The sequence below is a fragment of the Thermomonospora catenispora genome, assembly GCF_006363815.1.
In the GTDB taxonomy this organism is placed as follows: Bacteria; Actinomycetota; Actinomycetes; order Streptosporangiales; family Streptosporangiaceae; genus Thermomonospora; species Thermomonospora catenispora.
Genome location: NZ_RRYT01000026.1, coordinates 1 through 15,892, shown reverse-complemented (window position 1 = coordinate 15,892; position 15,892 = coordinate 1). Strand labels below are relative to the sequence as shown.

Genomic DNA, 15,892 nt, shown 5'->3' with positions numbered 1-15,892 from the left:
CTGTCAGGGTGACCGACCAGACCTCCCGCACCGACGAAGCGCCGTCCGCCTCCGCGCCGGCCCCCGCCGCCGAGGGGCCGTACGAGGTGACGCCCGGGGTCTACAAACGGCTGACCACCGGGCTGGGCGGCTATGCCATGGCGATGCTGGCCTGCCTGCTGATGGTCGGCGTGGTGGTGCTGCTGACGCCCAGGGACGAGACCGAGACCCTGCCGACCGTCGACTACGGCGGGCATCTGCTCGCGCTGCGCGACGACGCCCCCTACACCCCGTACGCCCCCGAGAGCCTGCCGGCGGGGTGGCGGGTCACCAGCTCGCGGCTCACCGGGCTGGGGGAGCGGGACGAGCCGGTCGCCTGGCATCTGGGCATGCTCACCTCGTCCGAGGAGTACGCGGCGCTGGAGCAGAGCAACGAGCGTCCGGTGAGCGAGTACCTGTGGCGGATGACCAACTCGCGCGAGCCGGTCGGCGTGCAGCAGGTCGCCGGACAGACCTGGCAGCGCTACTACCGCCGGGACAAGGATCAGCGCTCGCTGGTCCGCACCCTGCCCGACGTCACCCTGGTCGTCACCGGCACCGCCTCCTATGAGGAGCTGGGCGTGCTGGCCGCCTCGCTGCGCCCGCAGCCCCGCGACGCCTCTCCGTCGGCCTCTCCCGGCACCCCCGGCGCGACCCTGCGGAACACGCCCTCCGGCGACTAGCCCGCTCGGCGGGATCCGGCCGGGTCCGGTCAAGGACGACCGGATGTGGTCGTGTTCGACCAGAACCGGTCGCATCCGATCAGATCCGCCCGAATGCCCCCGCTTGTGGCCGGAGCCGGTCAGAACGGCGCGGCGGGGGCGTCGGGGGAGTCCGGCCGGGATTCGGCCATCGCGGCGGCCAGGCGGGCCCGGGCTCCCTCCAGCCACTCCTCGCAGATCTCGGCCAGCTTCTCGCCGCGCTCCCAGAGGGTCAGCGACTCCTCCAGGGTGAGCCCGCCCGCCTCCAATCGCCGAACGACCTCGGCGAGCTCGTCGCGGGCCTGCTCGTATGAGGGCCTCGGTGCGTCCGTCACGGCGCCCAGCCTAGTCCGCCGGGCCGTCGGCGACGGCCCGCACCCGGCCGTCGGCCAGCCGGATCACCAGCTCCTCGCCCTTGTCGACCTCCTCCGCCGAGCGCAGCACCGTCCCGTCCGGGCGCTGCACGATCGCATACCCCCGGTCCAGGGTGGCGGCGGGGGAGAGCGCCCGCAGCCGCGCCCGGGTGTGGGCCAGGTGGTCGCCGGCCCGGTCCAGGGCGGCCGACAGGCAGCGGCGGGCCCGGTCGCGCAGGGCCAGGAGCTGCTCGTGCTGGCGTTCGATCTCGCGGACCGGGTCGGCCAGCGCGGGACGGGAGCGCATGGCCTCCAGCCACGCCAGCTCGCGCTCCACCCGGCCCGCCATGCAGCGCCGCCCCCGGTCCCGCAGCTGCCGCACCCGCTGGAGCTCCTCGCGCACGTCCGGGACGACCTTCTTGGCCGCGTCGGTGGGGGTGGAGGCCCGCACGTCGGCCACCAGGTCCAGGATCGGGCTGTCCTGCTCGTGCCCGATGGCGCTGACCACCGGGGTGCGGGCGGCGGCCACCGCGCGCACCAGCGCCTCGTCGGAGAACGGCAGCAGGTCCTCCATCGCCCCGCCGCCCCGGGCGATGACGATCACGTCGATCTCCGGGTCGGCGTCCAGCCTGCGCAGCGCGGCCATGATCTCGCCCACCGCGTGCGGGCCCTGCACCGCGGTGTTCTCCACCGTGAACCGCACCGCCGGCCAGCGCCGCCGGGCGTTGTTCAGCACGTCGTGCTCGGCGTCGGAGTCCCGCCCGCAGATCAGCCCGATGCGGCGGGGCAGGAACGGCAGCGGCCGCTTGCGCTCGGGCCGGAACAGGCCCTCGGCGGCCAGCACCTGCTTGAGCCGTTCCAGCCGGGCCAGCAGCTCGCCCGTCCCCACCGGGCGGACCTCCAGGGCCGCCAGCGAGAACGTCCCGCGGTTGACCCAGAAGTCGGGCTTGGCGTGCACGACCACCCGGGCGCCGTCGGCCACCGCCGGCCCGGCCGCCTCGAACACCGAGCGCGGCCCGGCCACCCGGACCGACATGGCGGCCACTGGGTCGCGCAGCGTCAGGTAGACGGTGCCCCCGCGCCGGTTCAGCTCGGTGATCTGGCCCTCGACCCAGATGCGGCCGAGCCGGCCGATCCAGCCGGCCACCGCGTTCAGCACGGTGCGGACCGGGACCGGGGACTCGGGGGAGGTCTCCATCGCCATGCCCGGCAGCCTAGCCCCGGTGGCCGACCCCACGCCGAAAGTTAGCGAGGCTAAGTTATTCTCAGAAAGTTAGTCTTGCTAACCATTTGTGCGGCCGTCCGCCGCACGGCCTCGCGTCCCTCGGGAGGTTTCCGGACTTGACTTCCTCCCCTCCCTGAAGGGAGGGGATTCCAACCGTCGCCGGTTGGGTTTCCTGCTTCACTGCCAGTCGCCCGCCCGAGAGGACTCTCGTTGAGGTCTTACACCAGCTCCACAGGCGTTTTACCTCTCCGCCAGCCCGGCGGCGAGGATGTTACGTGCGGCGTTGACGTCCCGGTCGTGCACTGCGCCGCAGGGGCACTGCCATGTCCGGACGTTCAGCGGCATCGCCTCTTGCAGGGTCCCGCACGCCGAGCACAGCTTGCTGCTGGGAAACCACCGGTCCACCGCCACCAGGGTGCGCCCGTACCACTGCGCTTTGTACTCCAACATCGAGCGGAATTCCCGCCAGCTCGCGTCCGAGATGGCGCGGGCCAGGGAGTGGTTGCGGAGCATGGTGCGGACGGTCAGGTCCTCGATCACGACCGTTTGGTTCTCACGGACGAGCCGAGTGGTCAGCTTGTGCAGGAAGTCGCGGCGGCGATCGGTGATCCGGGCGTGGATGCGGGCGACCTTGAGCCGGGCCTTTTCGCGGTTCGCCGAGCCCTTGGCTTTGCGGGCGAGCGCCCGCTGCGCCTTGGCGAGCTTGCGCCGGTCGCGGCGTTCGTGCCCGGGGTTGGTGATCTTCTCCCCGGTGGAGAGGGTGGCCAGGGCGGTGATCCCAGCGTCCACCCCGACCTTGCTCCCGGTCGGCGGCAGCGGAGCGATCGTTTCCTCCACCAGGATCGACACGAACCACCGCCCGGCCGCGTCCCGCGACACCGTCACGGTGGACGGCTGCGCACCCTCGGGGAGGGGGCGCGACCAGCGGATGTTCAGCGGGCCGTCCATCTTCGCCAGGAACAGTCGCCCGTCTTTCCAGCGGAACGCGCTGCGGGTGTATTCGGCCGACGCCCGGGACTTCTTCTTGCTCTTGAACGTGGGGTACTTGGCCCGCTTGGCGAAGAAGTTCGCGAACGCCGCCTGCAGGTGCCGCAGCGCCTGCTGCAACGGGACCGAGGACACCTCGTTCAAGAACGCCAGCTCGGGGGTCTTCTTCCACCGGGTGAGCGCGGCCGAGGACTCCACGTAGGAGACGCGGCGGCCCTCTTGGGTGTAGGCGCGGGTCCGCTCCTCCAGGGCCTTGTTGTAGACGAGGCGGACGCAGCCGAACGTCCGAAGCAGTTCTTCGGCCTGCTCGGGGGTCGGGTAGAAGCGGTACTTGTACGCCCGCTTCACAAGCTGCGGCATATCTCACATTCTAGCGCACGATCAGTTAAGGATCGCGCGTGTGTTCGAGACGCCGTTTCGCCTGGCGGCGAACCGGCTACCCCCGTCCTGCTCCGCAGGGGTCCGATTCCTCCCCCGCCTGAAGGCGGGGGTCTCCTCGGAGGTTTTCGATGACGCAGCGCACGTCCGATCACGCCGCTTCCCCGGACTCGGGCGGCGGCATCCTCCGGCAGCCCATGTCGGTGTGGGCCACCGCCTTCGCCGCGGTGGTCGCCTTCATGGGCATCGGCCTGGTCGACCCGATCCTGCCCGCCATCGCCGAAGGACTGAACGCCTCACCCAGCCAGGTGTCGCTGCTGTTCACCAGCTACTTCCTGATCACCGCCCTGGCGATGCTGCTGACCGGCTGGGTGTCCGGCCGGATCGGCGGCAAGCGCACCCTGCTGCTCGGGCTGGCGCTGGTGGTGGTGTTCGCCACCCTCTCGGGCACCTCGCACACCGTCGGCCAGCTGGTGGGCTTCCGGGCCGGCTGGGGACTGGGCAACGCGATGTTCGTGGCCACCGCGCTGGCCGTCATCGTCGGCGCCGCCAGCGGCGGCGTGGAGAAGGCGATCGTCCTGTACGAGGCGGCGCTGGGGCTGGGCATCTCCACCGGCCCGCTGGTGGGCGCGGCGCTGGGCGACCGGCACTGGCGCTACCCGTTCTTCGGCACCGCCGCGTTGATGGCGGTGGGCTTCGTGCTGATCGCCGTGCTGCTCAAGCCCACCCCCCGGCCCGCCGCCCGGATCCGGCTGGCGGATCCGCTGCGGGCGCTGACCCACGGCGGGCTGGCGACCATGGCGCTCACCGCGCTGTGCTACAACTTCGCGTTCTTCACCATCGTCGCCTTCACCCCGTTCGTGCTGGAGATGTCGGCGCACGGCATCGGGTTGGTGTTCTTCGGCTGGGGCGTGCTGGTGGCGCTGTCGTCGGTGTTCCTCGCCCCCGTTCTGCAACGCCGTATTGGAACGGTGCAGGTGATGTGGCTCGCGCTGGGCGTCCTGCTGGCGCTCCAGCTGGGCATCGCCCTGGCGCCGCGCGCCGGGATCATCGTCCTGGTCATCCTGACGGGCGTCCCGCTGGGGCTGAACAACACCGCGTTCACCGAGGCCGCCATGGAGGTCTCCGAGGCGCCGCGGCCGGTCGCCTCGGCGGGCTACAACACCGTCCGCTGGCTGGGCGGGGCGCTGGCCCCCTACCTCGTCACCAAGGCGGCCGAGCACACCGGCGACGACGTGCCGTACTACATCGGGGCGGCGGCCTGCCTGGCGGCCATCGGGATCCTGGCGGTGCGCCGGGGGCACCTGCGGACGCTCCGCGCGGCGCACGCCGACCCCGCGCTCGCCGACGCGACGGCGGGCTGACCCGCGCCCCGGCGACCCGACCCCGAGGGGCGGGCCCCGCCCGTCAGCGCCCGCCCTGGCCGCGGAGCTTGGCGATGCGGTTGTCGTACATGCGCAGGATCTCGGGTCGGGCGGCGTGCTGCCGCTCGTACTCGCGCAGCAGCTCGACCTGCTCGACGGTCAGCCCGCGCAGCCGGGCGCGCAGCTGGGGCAGGGAGGCCTCGTCGTAGTTCGGCACCGGCAGGTCGGCCTCCCGGAGGACGGGCCCGCTCCCGCCCCGCTCCGCCGGGGCCTTGCCCCCTTCGCCCGCCTCGTCCGCCCGGCCGGCCGCCTCGGCCCGCTCGGCGGAGGAGCCGGTGACGGTCTGCACGCCGGACGCCGAGCCCGCCGGCTCGGCGTCCGGAGCGGGCCGGGCGGCGGGCTTCGGAGCGGGCTTGCCGACCGCGATCTCCGCCACCGACCTGGGCCGGGGCCGCGGACGGTGCCCGGGCGGGGTCGCGACCGGGGTCTGCACGTCGGTCCGCGGCTCGCTCTCCTCCCCGCGCACCAGGGTCGCCACCTTCTCGGCGACCTTCCCGACGGTCTGCTCCGCGGCCTGCTTGGCGTCCTCGCCGAGCCGGCCCAGCACCGGACCGACCCCCTTCTCCCGCATCTCCTTGTAGTCCCTGGTCACCCGATCGCTCAGCAGCAGCGCCCGGCCGACCCCGAACATCGCCAGCCGGACGGCGTGCAGCGGAAGGTCACGGACCTGCTCGCTCACGGCGTCCCGGACATGCTGAGTGAGGCGGCGCGGCGACTTGGTCATCGTCCTCGTCTCCCTGCTGGTCCCTGATGGATGGTCTGGAGCGGTCCGAGCGCGCTTGCCACACGGCCGGCTCGCATCTCACTGTGCCGCATCGCTGCCGGACGGTCACGCCGGGGGACGCGTTCGCCGGGTCCGCGTCGCCCCGGGTCATGCCCACCCGGGGTCTACCCGGGGCCCGCCCGCCGCACTCGCCGCGGCGCCGGCCGCCCGGGCGGTTCGTACAATTGCCGCATGACCTCCACCAGTGAGCGCCGTGTCCTGCTCGCCAAACCCCGCGGCTACTGCGCGGGCGTCGATCGTGCCGTGCAGACGGTGGAGATCGCGCTGGAGAAGTACGGGGCGCCGATCTACGTCCGGAAGCAGATCGTGCACAACGTGCACGTGGTCAAGACCCTCGAGGAACGAGGGGCGATCTTCGTCGACGAGACCGAGGAGGTGCCCGAGGGCGCCATCGTCATCTTCTCCGCGCACGGGGTGGCCCCGGTGGTGCACGAGGAGGCCGCGAAGCGGAACCTGCGCACCATCGACGCGACCTGCCCGCTGGTGACCAAGGTCCACAAGGAGGCCCGGCGGTTCGCCGCCGAGGACTACGACATCCTGCTCATCGGGCACGAGGGGCACGAGGAGGTCATCGGCACCGCCGGCGAGGCCCCCGAGCGCATCCAGCTGGTCGACGGTCCGGACGACGTGGAGAACGTCCAGGTCCGCGACCCCGAGAAGGTGGCCTGGCTGTCGCAGACGACCCTGTCGGTCGACGAGACCATGGCCACCGTCGCCAAGCTCCGCGAGCGCTTCCCCAAGCTGGTCGACCCGCCGTCCGACGACATCTGCTACGCCACCCAGAACCGCCAGGCCGCGGTCAAGCGGATCGCCGCCGAGGCCCAGCTGGTCATCGTGGTCGGCTCCACCAACTCCTCCAACTCGGTCCGCCTGGTCGAGGTCGCCAAGGAGCACGGCGCCGACGCCGCCCACCTGGTGGACTACGCCGACCAGATCGACCCCGCCTGGCTGGAGGGCGTCACCACCGTCGGCGTCACCAGCGGCGCCTCGGTCCCCGAGATCCTGGTGCGCGGCGTGCTGGACTGGCTCGCTGAGCGCGGCTACGACCGCGTCGAGGAGGTCGAGGTCGTTCCCGAGCGCATGCGCTTCGGCCTGCCCCAGGAGCTTCGCAAGGACCTGCGCGCCGCCTCCCCCGCCTGACCCGGCGTCCCCGCACCGGGGCGCCGCCGCGTGTCCGCGGACGCCCCGGACGCGCCCGGCCGACGCCCGCCCGGGGGCGCCGACGGTCCGGTTGGGCCCTTGGTCGGCCCCGCTCCCGGCCGGCCTTTCAGTCGGCCTCGTCGGTCGTTCTCGCCGTCAATCGGCCTCGCCGCGGCGCGGCCGCGGGGTCTCCTCCCAGCGGACGGGGTCCTGCTCCTCGTCCTCCTGGAGGATCCGGCTGCCGGCCAGGCGCTCGCGAAGATCGCGGACGGCGGCCGGCAGGCCGCGGGGGACGGCGACGACCACCGTCAGGGCCGTGCCCAGGAACAGCCAGGGGGCGACGGCGGACAGCGTGGTGAACAGGCCCACCAGCACCACCCGAGCCATCGCGTCCCTGCCCAGCGAGGTCAGCACCTGAGCGGTCACCGCGGCCAGCAGGAACACCAGCGGCGGGCTCACCACCAGGGTGAGCAGGTCGGTCCGGCGGGTGGTCAGCGCGGCCAGCACGCAGCCGGCCACGAACCCGAGCCCGGCCGCCGTCGAGAGGTCCATCCACTGCGCCGCCAGCGCGCCCACGAGGCTCAGCGCGAACAGGATCACCACGCCGCCGCGGCCGGTGACCGTCCCCTTCGCCCCGTCCGCCCGCCGGGGCGCGGGGGAGGGGGTGCCCCGGCTCCGGGCGCCCTCGGACTGCTTGCGGGACTGCTTGCGCGCTGCGGTCGGGGTCATCTCGGCTCCTCCTCACCGGTGGGGCCCGCGCCGTTGCCGGACACGGCACGGCCGGCGACGTGCGGTCCGGCGTCCACGGCGCCCGGCGGCCGGAACCGGCCGTCGAACTCCGCGGCGGACGGGCTGCGGGGACTGTCGGTCACCGGCTGCGGACCGTCCAGCGCGCCGTCCACCAGCCCCAGGTCCTTCATCCTGCGTGCGCTCACCAGCACCCGGCTCTCCAGCGATCCCACCGTACGGTTGTAGGCGCGGACCGCGGCCGACAGCGACCGGCTCAGATCCTCCAGGTGCCCGCCCATGGTGCCCAGCCGCTCGTACAGCTCCCGGCCCGTCTCGAACACCGCCCGCGCGTTCTGCGACAGCGCCGCCTGCTGCCAGGCGTAGGCGGCGGTGCGCAGCATCGACACCAGCGTGGTCGGGGTGGCGATGTGCACCCGGCGGGAGAGCGCGTACTCCAGCAGTTCGGGGGAGCGTTCGAGGGCCGGCGCCAGGAACGCCTCCCCGGGGATGAACAGCACCACGAACTCCGGCGACGGGGTGAACGCCTTCCAGTACTCCTTGGCGGCCAGCCGGTCCACATGGTCGCGCAGATGCCTGGCGTGGGCGTCCAGGCGGTCGGCGCGCTCTGCGGGGTCGTCGGTCGCGGCGGCCTCCAGGTAGGCGGTCAGCGGCACCTTGGCGTCCACCACGATGGTCTTGCCGCCGACCAGCCGCACCACCATGTCCGGCCGCTGCCGGCCGTCGTCGGTGTGCGCCGAGGCCTGCTCCTCGAAGTCGCAGTGCCGGGTCATCCCGGCCAGCTCCACCGCCCGGCGCAGCTGCAGCTCGCCCCAGCGGCCGCGGGCGTCGGGCCGCTGCAGCGCCCGCACCAGCGCCTGGGTCTCCGCCCGCAGCTCCTCGGAGCTGCGCCGGACGAACTCGACCTGCTTGGCCAGCATCGCGTGCGACTCCCGGCGCCCGGTCTCCACCTCGCGGAGCTGCTCCTCGACCTTGGCCAGCGTCTCGCGCAGCGGGGCGACCAGGTGCTCCACGGCCTGCTTGCGGCGCTCCAGCTCTCCGGCGGCCTCCGCCCCGGCCGCCTTCAGCCGCGCGTCGGCCAGCTCCAGGAACCGCCGGTTGCTGGCGTCCAGGGCCTGCGCCGACAGCCGTTCGAACTGCGCGGCCAGCCGCTCCTCCAGGCGGGCGGTCTGCTCCTCGGCGGCCCGGGCGCGCGCGACCAGGGCGGCCGACCGGGTGGCGGCCAGCGCGTATCCGGCCATCGACCCCAGCGCCAGACCGAGGGCCAGGCCGAGCAGCAGCGCGAGATTCATGACGGGAATCGTGACATCGCAGTGTGAACGAGCCGAAGCGACGCGCCGGGGCCCGTGGTCGTGGCGCTCGGACTCGCCGTTCCTACAGTGGTGCTCGACATCTGCCCTTTCGTGGATGAGCTGCGCGGACGCACAGGAGGCCGAATTGTCGGACGCGACCCCCCACGACCTGCCCATCCGGCCGACCACACGCGCGCAGCGGCGCGTCGCGTCGGTGCTGGCGCTGGAGCCCGAGGACGCCCCCACCCCGCAGGCGCGCCTCGCCGGCCGGTTCATCCGGATCTTCGGCCGCTCCGCCTGGGAGAACGCCCCCGACGGCGACGCCGGGCTGATCCGCATCCGGCGGGTCACCGACCGGCTCGCCCGGCTGCAGCGGACGCCGGGCGGGGTGACGATCGTCCCCGAGCGCATCGGCCGCTCCGGAGAGAGCGAATGGGTGCGGGCCGGCCTGCCCGACGAGCGCAAGGTCCTGCTCTACCTGCACGGCGGCGGCTACTTCTTCGGCAGCCCGCGGCTGTATCGGCCGTTCACCTGGCGGCTGTCGGCGGCGACCGGACGCCCGGTGCTGGCCCTGGACTACCGGCTGGCGCCCGACCACACGCCCGCCGACGCCCTGGAGGACGCGCTGGACGCCTACGGGCACCTGCTCAAGCGCGGCTACCGGGGCCGGGACATCGTGGTCGGCGGCGATTCGGCGGGCGGCCACCTGACACTGGCGCTGCTGCACTCCCTCAAGGAGCGGGGCCAGCCGCTGCCGCGGGCGGCCGTCTGCCTGTCGCCGTGGGTGGACCTGATGTGCGAGGCCGACTCGCACCGGCTGAACGAGCGCAGCGACGTCCTCATCCCGGCGCGCAAGCTCGCCGCGCTGGGCCGCCGCTTCTGCGCGGGCAAGCCGCAGGACGATCCGCTGTTCGCGCCGGTGCGCGGCGATCTGACCGGGCACCCGCCGATGATGCTGATGGCCAGCGGCACCGAGATCCTCCGCGACGACGTGCGGAACCTGGCCGACCGCGCCCGCGCCGCCGGCGTGGAGGTGACCTACCAGGAGTGGGACGGGCTGGTGCACGTCTTCCCGGTGTTCGCCGACTTCATCCCCGAGGGCAAGGCGGCGTTCCGGCACATCGCCGAGTTCCTGCGCCGGGCGGAGGGCCGACCGGCCGCCGCGGCCGAAGGGCCCTCGAGCAGCCAATAGACTCGCCTGACGTGAGCCTGTCCATCGGAATCGTCGGGCTGCCCAACGTCGGCAAGTCCACGCTGTTCAACGCGCTGACCAAGAACGACGCGCTGGCCGCCAACTACCCCTTCGCCACGATCGAGCCCAACGTGGGCGTGGTGGGGGTGCCCGATCCGCGGCTGGAGAAGCTGGCGGAGCTCTTCGGCTCCGCCAAGATCGTTCCGGCGACCGTCGAGTTCGTGGACATCGCCGGGCTGGTGCGCGGCGCCTACGAGGGGCAGGGGCTGGGCAACAAGTTCCTGGCCAACATCCGCGAGACCAACGCGATCTGCCAGGTGATCCGGGTCTTCAACGACCCCGACGTGACGCATGTGGACGGCTCGGTGGAGCCGCTGCGCGACATCGAGACCATCAACACCGAGCTGATCCTGGCCGACCTGCAGACCATCGACAAGGCCCTGCCGCGGCTGGAGAAGGAGGCGCGGACCAAGAAGGACCGGGACAGGCTCGCGATGGTCGACGCCGTCACCGCCGCGCGCAAGGTGCTGGACGGCGGCACCACCCTGTTCGCCGGCGCCGCGGAGGCCGGGATCGACCTGTCCCTGCTGCGCGAGCTGCAGCTGCTGACCGCCAAGCCGTTCCTGTACGTGTTCAACCTCGACGAGGAGGAGCTCGGCAACGAGGAGCTGCGCGCCCGGCTGAGCAAGATGGTCGCTCCCGCCGAGGCCATCTTCCTGGACGCCAAGATCGAGTCGGAGCTGATCGAGCTGCCCGACGACGAGGCGCTGGAGCTGCTGCAGGGGATGGGGCAGCAGGAGTCGGGCCTGTCGCAGCTCGTCCGCGTGGGGTTCGACATCCTCGGCCTGCAGACCTTCCTGACCGCCGGCCCCAAGGAGGCCCGCGCCTGGACCATCCGCAAGGGCGCCACCGCGCCCGAGGCCGCCGGGGTCATCCACAGCGACTTCCAGCGCGGCTTCATCAAGGCCGAGGTGATCTCCTACGACGAGCTGATCGAGGCCGGCTCGATGACCGCCGCCCGCAACGCGGGCAAGGTCCGCATCGAGGGCAAGGACTACGTCATGCAGGACGGCGACGTGGTGGAGTTCCGCTTCAACGTGTAGTCGCGTTCGTCCGGCTCCTTCGGCGCGGCGCCCCGCCGGTCCTACCGATCGGCGGGGCGCTCGTCGTCTTCGCCCCGGGCCAGCTCCGACAGGTCCTCAACCTCGGCCACCTTCGGGTTCACGAACGTTCCCTTGCCCACGACCGTCAGGATCAGCCCGCGAGAGCGGAGTTCCCTCATCGCCCGGCGCACCGTCAGATAGGCGACGCCGTACTCCTCGGCCTGCTCGCGTTCCGGACGGAGCCGCTGCCCGGGCTTCAGATCGCCGGCTTTGATCCGCTCGGTGATGTGGTCGGCCAGCTGGACGTAGACGTACGTCGGCGACTCATGGTCGGGCTCGAATGGCGGCACGTCGCTCATGGGGGCAACGTACGACCACTGTGACCTGCATAAACGCTAGGAAGGCCATGCATAGTTCCACTAAGGCTATACAAGGGCATGCATAGCAACGTATGTTGTTGATGGGCGATGAGGCCCGTGCAAACGAAAGCGGCCCGGGCCGACGTGGCGGCGTCGGTGCTCCCGGGCCTGACCACGGAAGGAGCCCGTGGCTGTGCAAGAGCGTATCCGGCCCGTCGACGGCGACAAGATCGCCCGCGACCTCCAGGCGCAGACCCATGGACGATGGGTCATCTGGTTCGGACATCACACGCGAAGCTTCTGGGCGATCACCCGAGGCGACCACTGGAGCGGTCACATCGAGGCTCGTACCCCTCGCGAACTGATCGCGCGGCTCGCCGAGGTCGATGCCTGGTTCGGCTTCGGCAGGCCGAGCATCCGCACCAGGAGCGGGGCATGGGCGCTGACATGACCGCCCTCGGAGCCGATGCGGCCCCGCCCGGTGTGATGTGCGATGCGGCGATCCACGGCGACAACCCTCAGCCCGCGGCCGTCGTCACCTCGGACGAGACCGCGTGGTGCCTGATGCACTGGTGGGCGATCGCACACGAGATGCGACAGGACGGCCACGAGATCGTCTATACGGCCGCCGCACGGCTCAGGCTCGGTGCGCCCTGACCGGAGGGGAAGGCGACATGGTCGTGGGGGTGTCGGCTTTCGGGCCGACGCCCCTGCGACCGCTCCTCGGACCTGGACACGGGGCGGCTTTCCGGAGGCCCGGGACGCGGCCATGGGCCGTCTGGATCCACGAAAGGCGTGGATCGGCGTCGACCGGTCGTGAAGCCCGGGGCGGCGGGGCGAGCGCCCCGCCGCCCCGTGCACGACGGGATGCCTTCGAGGGGCGCCGCGGGTGACCGATAGCGGTCACCGTCCGCGATCATCGCCGTACGGATGCGGGCCGGTCGGCGACCGGCCGGTGCGGGACTCGCACCGACGGGCGGCCGCGTCGGCGACGGCGTCGCCGTCGGGGACGGCGGCCGGCCGCGGTGGGATCGCTCGGCCTCCGCGGCTTCCCGGTGACCGCCCGTGCGTCGAGGTCGAACGGTCGCACTCGGTCGTCGACCGCTGTTACGGCGGGGTGCGGGTCGCAGGGGCACGTCGTGCTCGTTTTCACTCATCAACTCGCGCGGAAACGCCGGGGACGCCCGTTCCTGCGCCGCGGTCGTCCGCGGCGCGGAGGGCGTGACCACGGCCTTCGAAGGCCCGCCCGCGCCGTGCCGCGCCGGGGCGTGTTCGGGGGGCGTGGGATTCTCGCCACAGCGGTGTTGTCGCAGGTCAGCGGCCGACAACCGGGTCGGCCGCCATTGTGGACGGCTGACCTGGGCAATTGTCCCGGTCCGGGATACCGGAACCTCACTGTTTGGACATCTCCCCTGTTCCGGCATCCTGCGCTTTCGGTTATCCACAGCCGCGTGCCGGGGTGTGTTCGCCCATCGGCCACTGGAACAATTGACTTCCGTGGTTAGGCTGGGCCGAGGTTAGGCTGAGCGGCCCTTGACCGCCCATGTCCCGACCAAGACAAGTGCAGGCAGGACGACCGCGCCGATCGGGTGGCAGGCGCGAGCGGAGGCGCGATGGCTCGGCGAGCGTTGGCGCGGGAGCATGCCGTGACGCACGGCGGGGACGCGGCTGTCCACGACGACGCGATGAGCGGATTCGCCACCGGCGCCCCGGCCGTGCCGGAGGCTCCCGACGACGGGTCCCGTAAGGGCCGGCGAGGCCGCCGGTCCGGTTCCGGCGGAGGCCGCTGGGCGGGTTCCGGCGGCCGCTGGTGGGTGTGGGTCGGCCGCGCCCTGCTGTGGATGCTGATCATCGTGATCGTGGTGAACGGCGTGCGCGCCCCGTTCGAGCGGTTCACCTCGGACACCGGTCCGGCCCCCACTGCGACCGCCTCGCCCGCCAGCCGCTTCCCCGTCGCCGCGGCGTCGGCGTTCGCGGTGCAGTTCGGCGAGGTCTATCTCAACTACGACGAGCAGAACCTCGCCGACTGGGAGAACCGGTTGCGGGCGTTCCTGCCCGAGGGCACGGTCGGCCAGTTCGGCTGGAACGGCCTCGGCTCGCTGCGGGTGGAGTCGACTCAGGTCGCCGGGGTCGAAGTGCGCGACGAGCACCACGCCGTGGTGACCCTGCTGGCCCGGGCCCAGGACCGTTGGCTGTCGCTGGCCGTCCCGGTGTACGCCGACAAGGGCGCCATGGTCGTCTCCGGGCTGCCCGCGCTGCTGCCGCCCCCGCCGCGCGCGACCCTCCCGCAGCGCGGGGCCGGTGAGCGGGACACGGCCCTGGAGAACGAACTGCGCTCCGTCGTGTTCACCAAGAGCTTCTTCGACGCGTATGCGGCCGGCGACACCGGCGCGCTGTCCCGGTTCACCGACGGCGCGCCGATCACCGGTCTGGGAGGATCGGTCACCTTCGTCCGGCTGGGGGAGGTGGTCGCACCCCGTGGCGCGGCCGACCGGCGCACCGTCACGGTGAAGGTCGTCTGGCGGCTGCCGTCCCAGGGGAACGCCGCGGCCGCCGAGCTGGAGCAGGCCTACGAATGCACCGTGGTGAAGAAAGGCAACACCTGGTACGTCAGAGACATTCGCGGCGCCAGCCGCACCATCGGATCATAGATCGGTTGCGAGACATGATCGGTTTCGACATCGGCCGCGTGCGCCGAACCCCCCGCGACCTCCGGACCCCCCGCGACCCCGACCCGCCCGTCGAAGCAGAGAGGTAGTCAGTCGATGCTGCTGCACACCATGGCGTCGATCTCCGACCTGATTCTGGCTTCGCCGGACGATTTGCGGACCGACCAGCTGGCCGACTGGCTGCGTCAGATCTTCGGCCCGCTGTTCCTCGTCATCGTGTCCATCGTGGCGATCTTCTTCCTGTTCACCCGCGAGATCACCCGTTTCGTGCAATTCATCGTCCTGGCGATCGGAATCGGAATCATCTTCTATGTGCCGAACATCATCGAGACCACGGCCAAAGCCATCGCCCGTGCATTGGGAGTCGACCTGAGCTGACCGGTACGCCGTCTGGGCGAGCACCGGTGCGGGGCCCGCGACGCGCCTGTGCTCGTCCCCGTTAGGGGAGTAAGGGCGTGGACCTGCCCACGTACACGAACATCTGGCGCATCGAGAGGCGGTTGTACAAGCTGTACGACCTGCGTCTGCCGATGCCGCTGCCGTTGGTGCAGATCGGCGTCTTCGTCGGCGTGTTCGTTCCCTGGGTGCTGCTGCTGATGCTGGTCGGCGCCCCTCTCAAGCCGCCCTGGCACGTGCTGTACCTGGTCCCGCCCGGGGTGGTGACCTGGCTGGCCACCCGTCCGGTCATCGAGGGCAAGCGGCTCACCGAGCTGCTGCTCTCCCAGGTCCGCTACCTGTTCGAACCTCGCACCTGGTGCCGCCTGACCCCCATCCGGGAGCCCCGTGAGGTCGTCGTCGTCGCCCGCGTGTGGCGCCGCCGCGACGACCGTCCCGCCGCGGCCGCCGTCGCCCCGGCGCGCGCCGCCGTCCGCGCCCAGCGCAAGGCCCGCCCCGCCGCCCAGGGCCGCCCCGCCGCCCAGGGCCATCCCGCGGTGGTCCCCGTCCACCACGCCCAGCCGCAGCCCGCCACGGCGACCGCCTCGGCCGGTGACGTCACGCCGGCCGGCGACGTCAAGGTCGCCGGCCGGCCGGCCGCTCCCACGCCCGCCGCCCGCGCCGTCAAGTCCTGGCGGCGCACCATGCCCCGCAACATCTCCCACGAGTCCGACGCCCCGCCTCTCCTGACGCCCGCCTCCCCTCCTCCCGCCGCCCCGGTCGACCCCGCCGCCGTGGAACGTCCTCCGGCCACCCCGCGCCTGGAGACGCCGCCCGCCCGGCCCGCCGGCTCAGGCAAGCGCGCCCTGGCCTCCGGCATCAAGCGCCCCGGCGAGGCCACCGAGGTCTGGCAGGCCGTGGACCCCGCCGCCCCGGCCGAGCCCCCGGACATCCCGCCGGCCCAGCCGGCGACCCCTCCGGCCGCCGACGCGGCGGCCGCGCATCCGTCGGCGGCCCGTCCCGCCGCCCCGGACGTCCCGCAGCGTCCCGAGCAGACGCGACGCACCGGGCCCGCCGATGCGGACACGGCGCCGACCGGGGACGCCGTGGCGCCGCGGTCCGGCGACGATCCCGCCCGGACCGGC

Annotated in this window: 16 protein-coding genes and 1 pseudogene; 10 read left to right on the top strand and 7 right to left on the bottom strand. The window is 72.6% G+C overall.

Features of this window, described 5'->3' with window-relative positions; all coding sequences use genetic code 11:
- Positions 1-8: 8 nt before the first annotated feature.
- Positions 9-701: a DUF4245 domain-containing protein gene (locus EIO00_RS18475; RefSeq protein ID WP_241661452.1), complete on the top strand. Its 693-nt coding sequence runs from the start codon at positions 9-11 to the stop codon at positions 699-701.
- A 119-nt stretch (positions 702-820) separates the two neighbouring features.
- Here the strand turns inward: EIO00_RS18475 and EIO00_RS18470 are convergent, their stop codons facing one another.
- The 3 genes and pseudogenes from EIO00_RS18470 to EIO00_RS18460 form a co-directional block, all read right to left on the bottom strand.
- A complete protein-coding gene (locus EIO00_RS18470; protein ID WP_140180658.1) occupies positions 821-1,063 on the bottom strand; it encodes an exodeoxyribonuclease VII small subunit in 243 nt (80 codons plus the stop codon).
- A gap of 1 nt (position 1,064) precedes the next feature.
- A complete protein-coding gene (gene xseA / locus EIO00_RS18465) occupies positions 1,065-2,276 on the bottom strand; it encodes an exodeoxyribonuclease VII large subunit (RefSeq protein WP_140180656.1) in 1,212 nt (403 codons plus the stop codon).
- Between the two features lie 175 nt (positions 2,277-2,451).
- Positions 2,452-3,644 (bottom strand): annotated as a pseudogene (locus tag EIO00_RS18460) (RNA-guided endonuclease InsQ/TnpB family protein); the annotation flags it as partial.
- A gap of 149 nt (positions 3,645-3,793) precedes the next feature.
- Here EIO00_RS18460 and EIO00_RS18455 point away from each other — a divergent pair.
- Positions 3,794-5,026 carry an MFS transporter gene (locus EIO00_RS18455; protein WP_140180652.1) on the top strand — a complete coding sequence of 411 codons (1,233 nt, stop codon included), beginning with the start codon at positions 3,794-3,796 and terminating at the stop codon, positions 5,024-5,026.
- 43 nt (positions 5,027-5,069) lie between these two features.
- On the opposite strand, the gene EIO00_RS24600 is transcribed toward EIO00_RS18455, so the two are convergent.
- Positions 5,070-5,810: a DUF8129 domain-containing protein gene (locus EIO00_RS24600; RefSeq protein WP_175596272.1), complete on the bottom strand. Its 741-nt coding sequence runs from the start codon at positions 5,808-5,810 to the stop codon at positions 5,070-5,072.
- Between the two features lie 231 nt (positions 5,811-6,041).
- Here EIO00_RS24600 and EIO00_RS18445 point away from each other — a divergent pair, with 231 nt between their 5' ends.
- The gene (locus tag EIO00_RS18445; protein WP_140180650.1) at positions 6,042-7,010 is read left to right on the top strand and encodes a 4-hydroxy-3-methylbut-2-enyl diphosphate reductase; all 969 of its coding nucleotides are present in this window, start codon (positions 6,042-6,044) and stop codon (positions 7,008-7,010) included.
- 156 nt (positions 7,011-7,166) lie between these two features.
- Here EIO00_RS18445 and EIO00_RS18440 read toward each other — a convergent pair whose 3' ends face one another.
- Positions 7,167-7,739 (bottom strand): DUF6542 domain-containing protein, encoded by a 573-nt coding sequence (locus tag EIO00_RS18440; RefSeq protein ID WP_175596271.1) that lies wholly within the window; start codon positions 7,737-7,739, stop codon positions 7,167-7,169.
- Positions 7,736-9,049: a DNA recombination protein RmuC gene (locus EIO00_RS18435; protein ID WP_140180648.1), complete on the bottom strand. Its 1,314-nt coding sequence runs from the start codon at positions 9,047-9,049 to the stop codon at positions 7,736-7,738. The genes EIO00_RS18440 and EIO00_RS18435 overlap by 4 nt, the downstream gene beginning before the upstream one ends.
- A gap of 115 nt (positions 9,050-9,164) precedes the next feature.
- On the opposite strand from EIO00_RS18435, the gene EIO00_RS18430 reads away from it, so the two are divergent.
- Positions 9,165-10,241, top strand: coding sequence for an alpha/beta hydrolase (locus tag EIO00_RS18430; protein ID WP_140180646.1), 1,077 nt, complete (start codon positions 9,165-9,167; stop codon positions 10,239-10,241).
- Positions 10,242-10,252: 11 nt separating this feature from the next.
- The gene (gene ychF / locus EIO00_RS18425; protein WP_140180644.1) at positions 10,253-11,344 is read left to right on the top strand and encodes a redox-regulated ATPase YchF; all 1,092 of its coding nucleotides are present in this window, start codon (positions 10,253-10,255) and stop codon (positions 11,342-11,344) included.
- A 41-nt stretch (positions 11,345-11,385) separates the two neighbouring features.
- On the opposite strand, the gene EIO00_RS18420 is transcribed toward ychF, so the two are convergent.
- The gene (locus tag EIO00_RS18420; RefSeq protein ID WP_140180641.1) at positions 11,386-11,703 is read right to left on the bottom strand and encodes a winged helix-turn-helix domain-containing protein; all 318 of its coding nucleotides are present in this window, start codon (positions 11,701-11,703) and stop codon (positions 11,386-11,388) included.
- A 187-nt stretch (positions 11,704-11,890) separates the two neighbouring features.
- Between EIO00_RS18420 and EIO00_RS18415 the strand changes: the two genes are divergently transcribed.
- From EIO00_RS18415 to EIO00_RS25360, 5 genes are all read left to right on the top strand, one after another.
- Complete coding sequence (locus EIO00_RS18415) at positions 11,891-12,154, top strand: hypothetical protein (RefSeq protein WP_140180639.1); 264 nt, start codon at positions 11,891-11,893, stop codon at positions 12,152-12,154.
- Positions 12,139-12,360 (top strand): hypothetical protein, encoded by a 222-nt coding sequence (locus tag EIO00_RS18410; RefSeq protein WP_140180636.1) that lies wholly within the window; start codon positions 12,139-12,141, stop codon positions 12,358-12,360. The genes EIO00_RS18415 and EIO00_RS18410 overlap by 16 nt, the downstream gene beginning before the upstream one ends.
- Positions 12,361-13,349: 989 nt before the next feature.
- A complete protein-coding gene (locus tag EIO00_RS18405) occupies positions 13,350-14,354 on the top strand; it encodes a conjugal transfer protein (RefSeq protein ID WP_241661451.1) in 1,005 nt (334 codons plus the stop codon).
- A gap of 114 nt (positions 14,355-14,468) precedes the next feature.
- The gene (locus tag EIO00_RS18400) at positions 14,469-14,750 is read left to right on the top strand and encodes a hypothetical protein (protein WP_140180632.1); all 282 of its coding nucleotides are present in this window, start codon (positions 14,469-14,471) and stop codon (positions 14,748-14,750) included.
- A gap of 77 nt (positions 14,751-14,827) precedes the next feature.
- Positions 14,828-15,892, top strand: a 1,065-nt coding sequence (locus tag EIO00_RS25360; protein ID WP_241661450.1) for a conjugal transfer protein, incomplete at its 3' end; no start/stop codon positions are given.

Excerpts from the sequence above, each read along its gene's own strand:
- EIO00_RS18455 (WP_140180652.1), top strand. The coding sequence starts at position 3,794 with ATGACGCAGCGCACGTCCGATCACGCCGCTTCCCCGGACTCGGGCGGC.
- EIO00_RS18410 (WP_140180636.1), top strand. The coding sequence starts at position 12,139 with ATGGGCGCTGACATGACCGCCCTCGGAGCCGATGCGGCCCCGCCCGGT.
- EIO00_RS18420 (WP_140180641.1), bottom strand. The coding sequence starts at position 11,703 with ATGAGCGACGTGCCGCCATTCGAGCCCGACCATGAGTCGCCGACGTAC.
- EIO00_RS18430 (WP_140180646.1), top strand. The coding sequence starts at position 9,165 with ATGAGCTGCGCGGACGCACAGGAGGCCGAATTGTCGGACGCGACCCCC.
- EIO00_RS18435 (WP_140180648.1), bottom strand. The coding sequence starts at position 9,049 with ATGAATCTCGCGCTGCTGCTCGGCCTGGCCCTCGGTCTGGCGCTGGGG.
- EIO00_RS18445 (WP_140180650.1), top strand. The coding sequence starts at position 6,042 with ATGACCTCCACCAGTGAGCGCCGTGTCCTGCTCGCCAAACCCCGCGGC.
- EIO00_RS18400 (WP_140180632.1), top strand. The coding sequence starts at position 14,469 with ATGCTGCTGCACACCATGGCGTCGATCTCCGACCTGATTCTGGCTTCG.
- xseA (WP_140180656.1), bottom strand. The coding sequence starts at position 2,276 with ATGGCGATGGAGACCTCCCCCGAGTCCCCGGTCCCGGTCCGCACCGTG.
- EIO00_RS24600 (WP_175596272.1), bottom strand. The coding sequence starts at position 5,810 with ATGACCAAGTCGCCGCGCCGCCTCACTCAGCATGTCCGGGACGCCGTG.
- EIO00_RS18440 (WP_175596271.1), bottom strand. The coding sequence starts at position 7,739 with ATGACCCCGACCGCAGCGCGCAAGCAGTCCCGCAAGCAGTCCGAGGGC.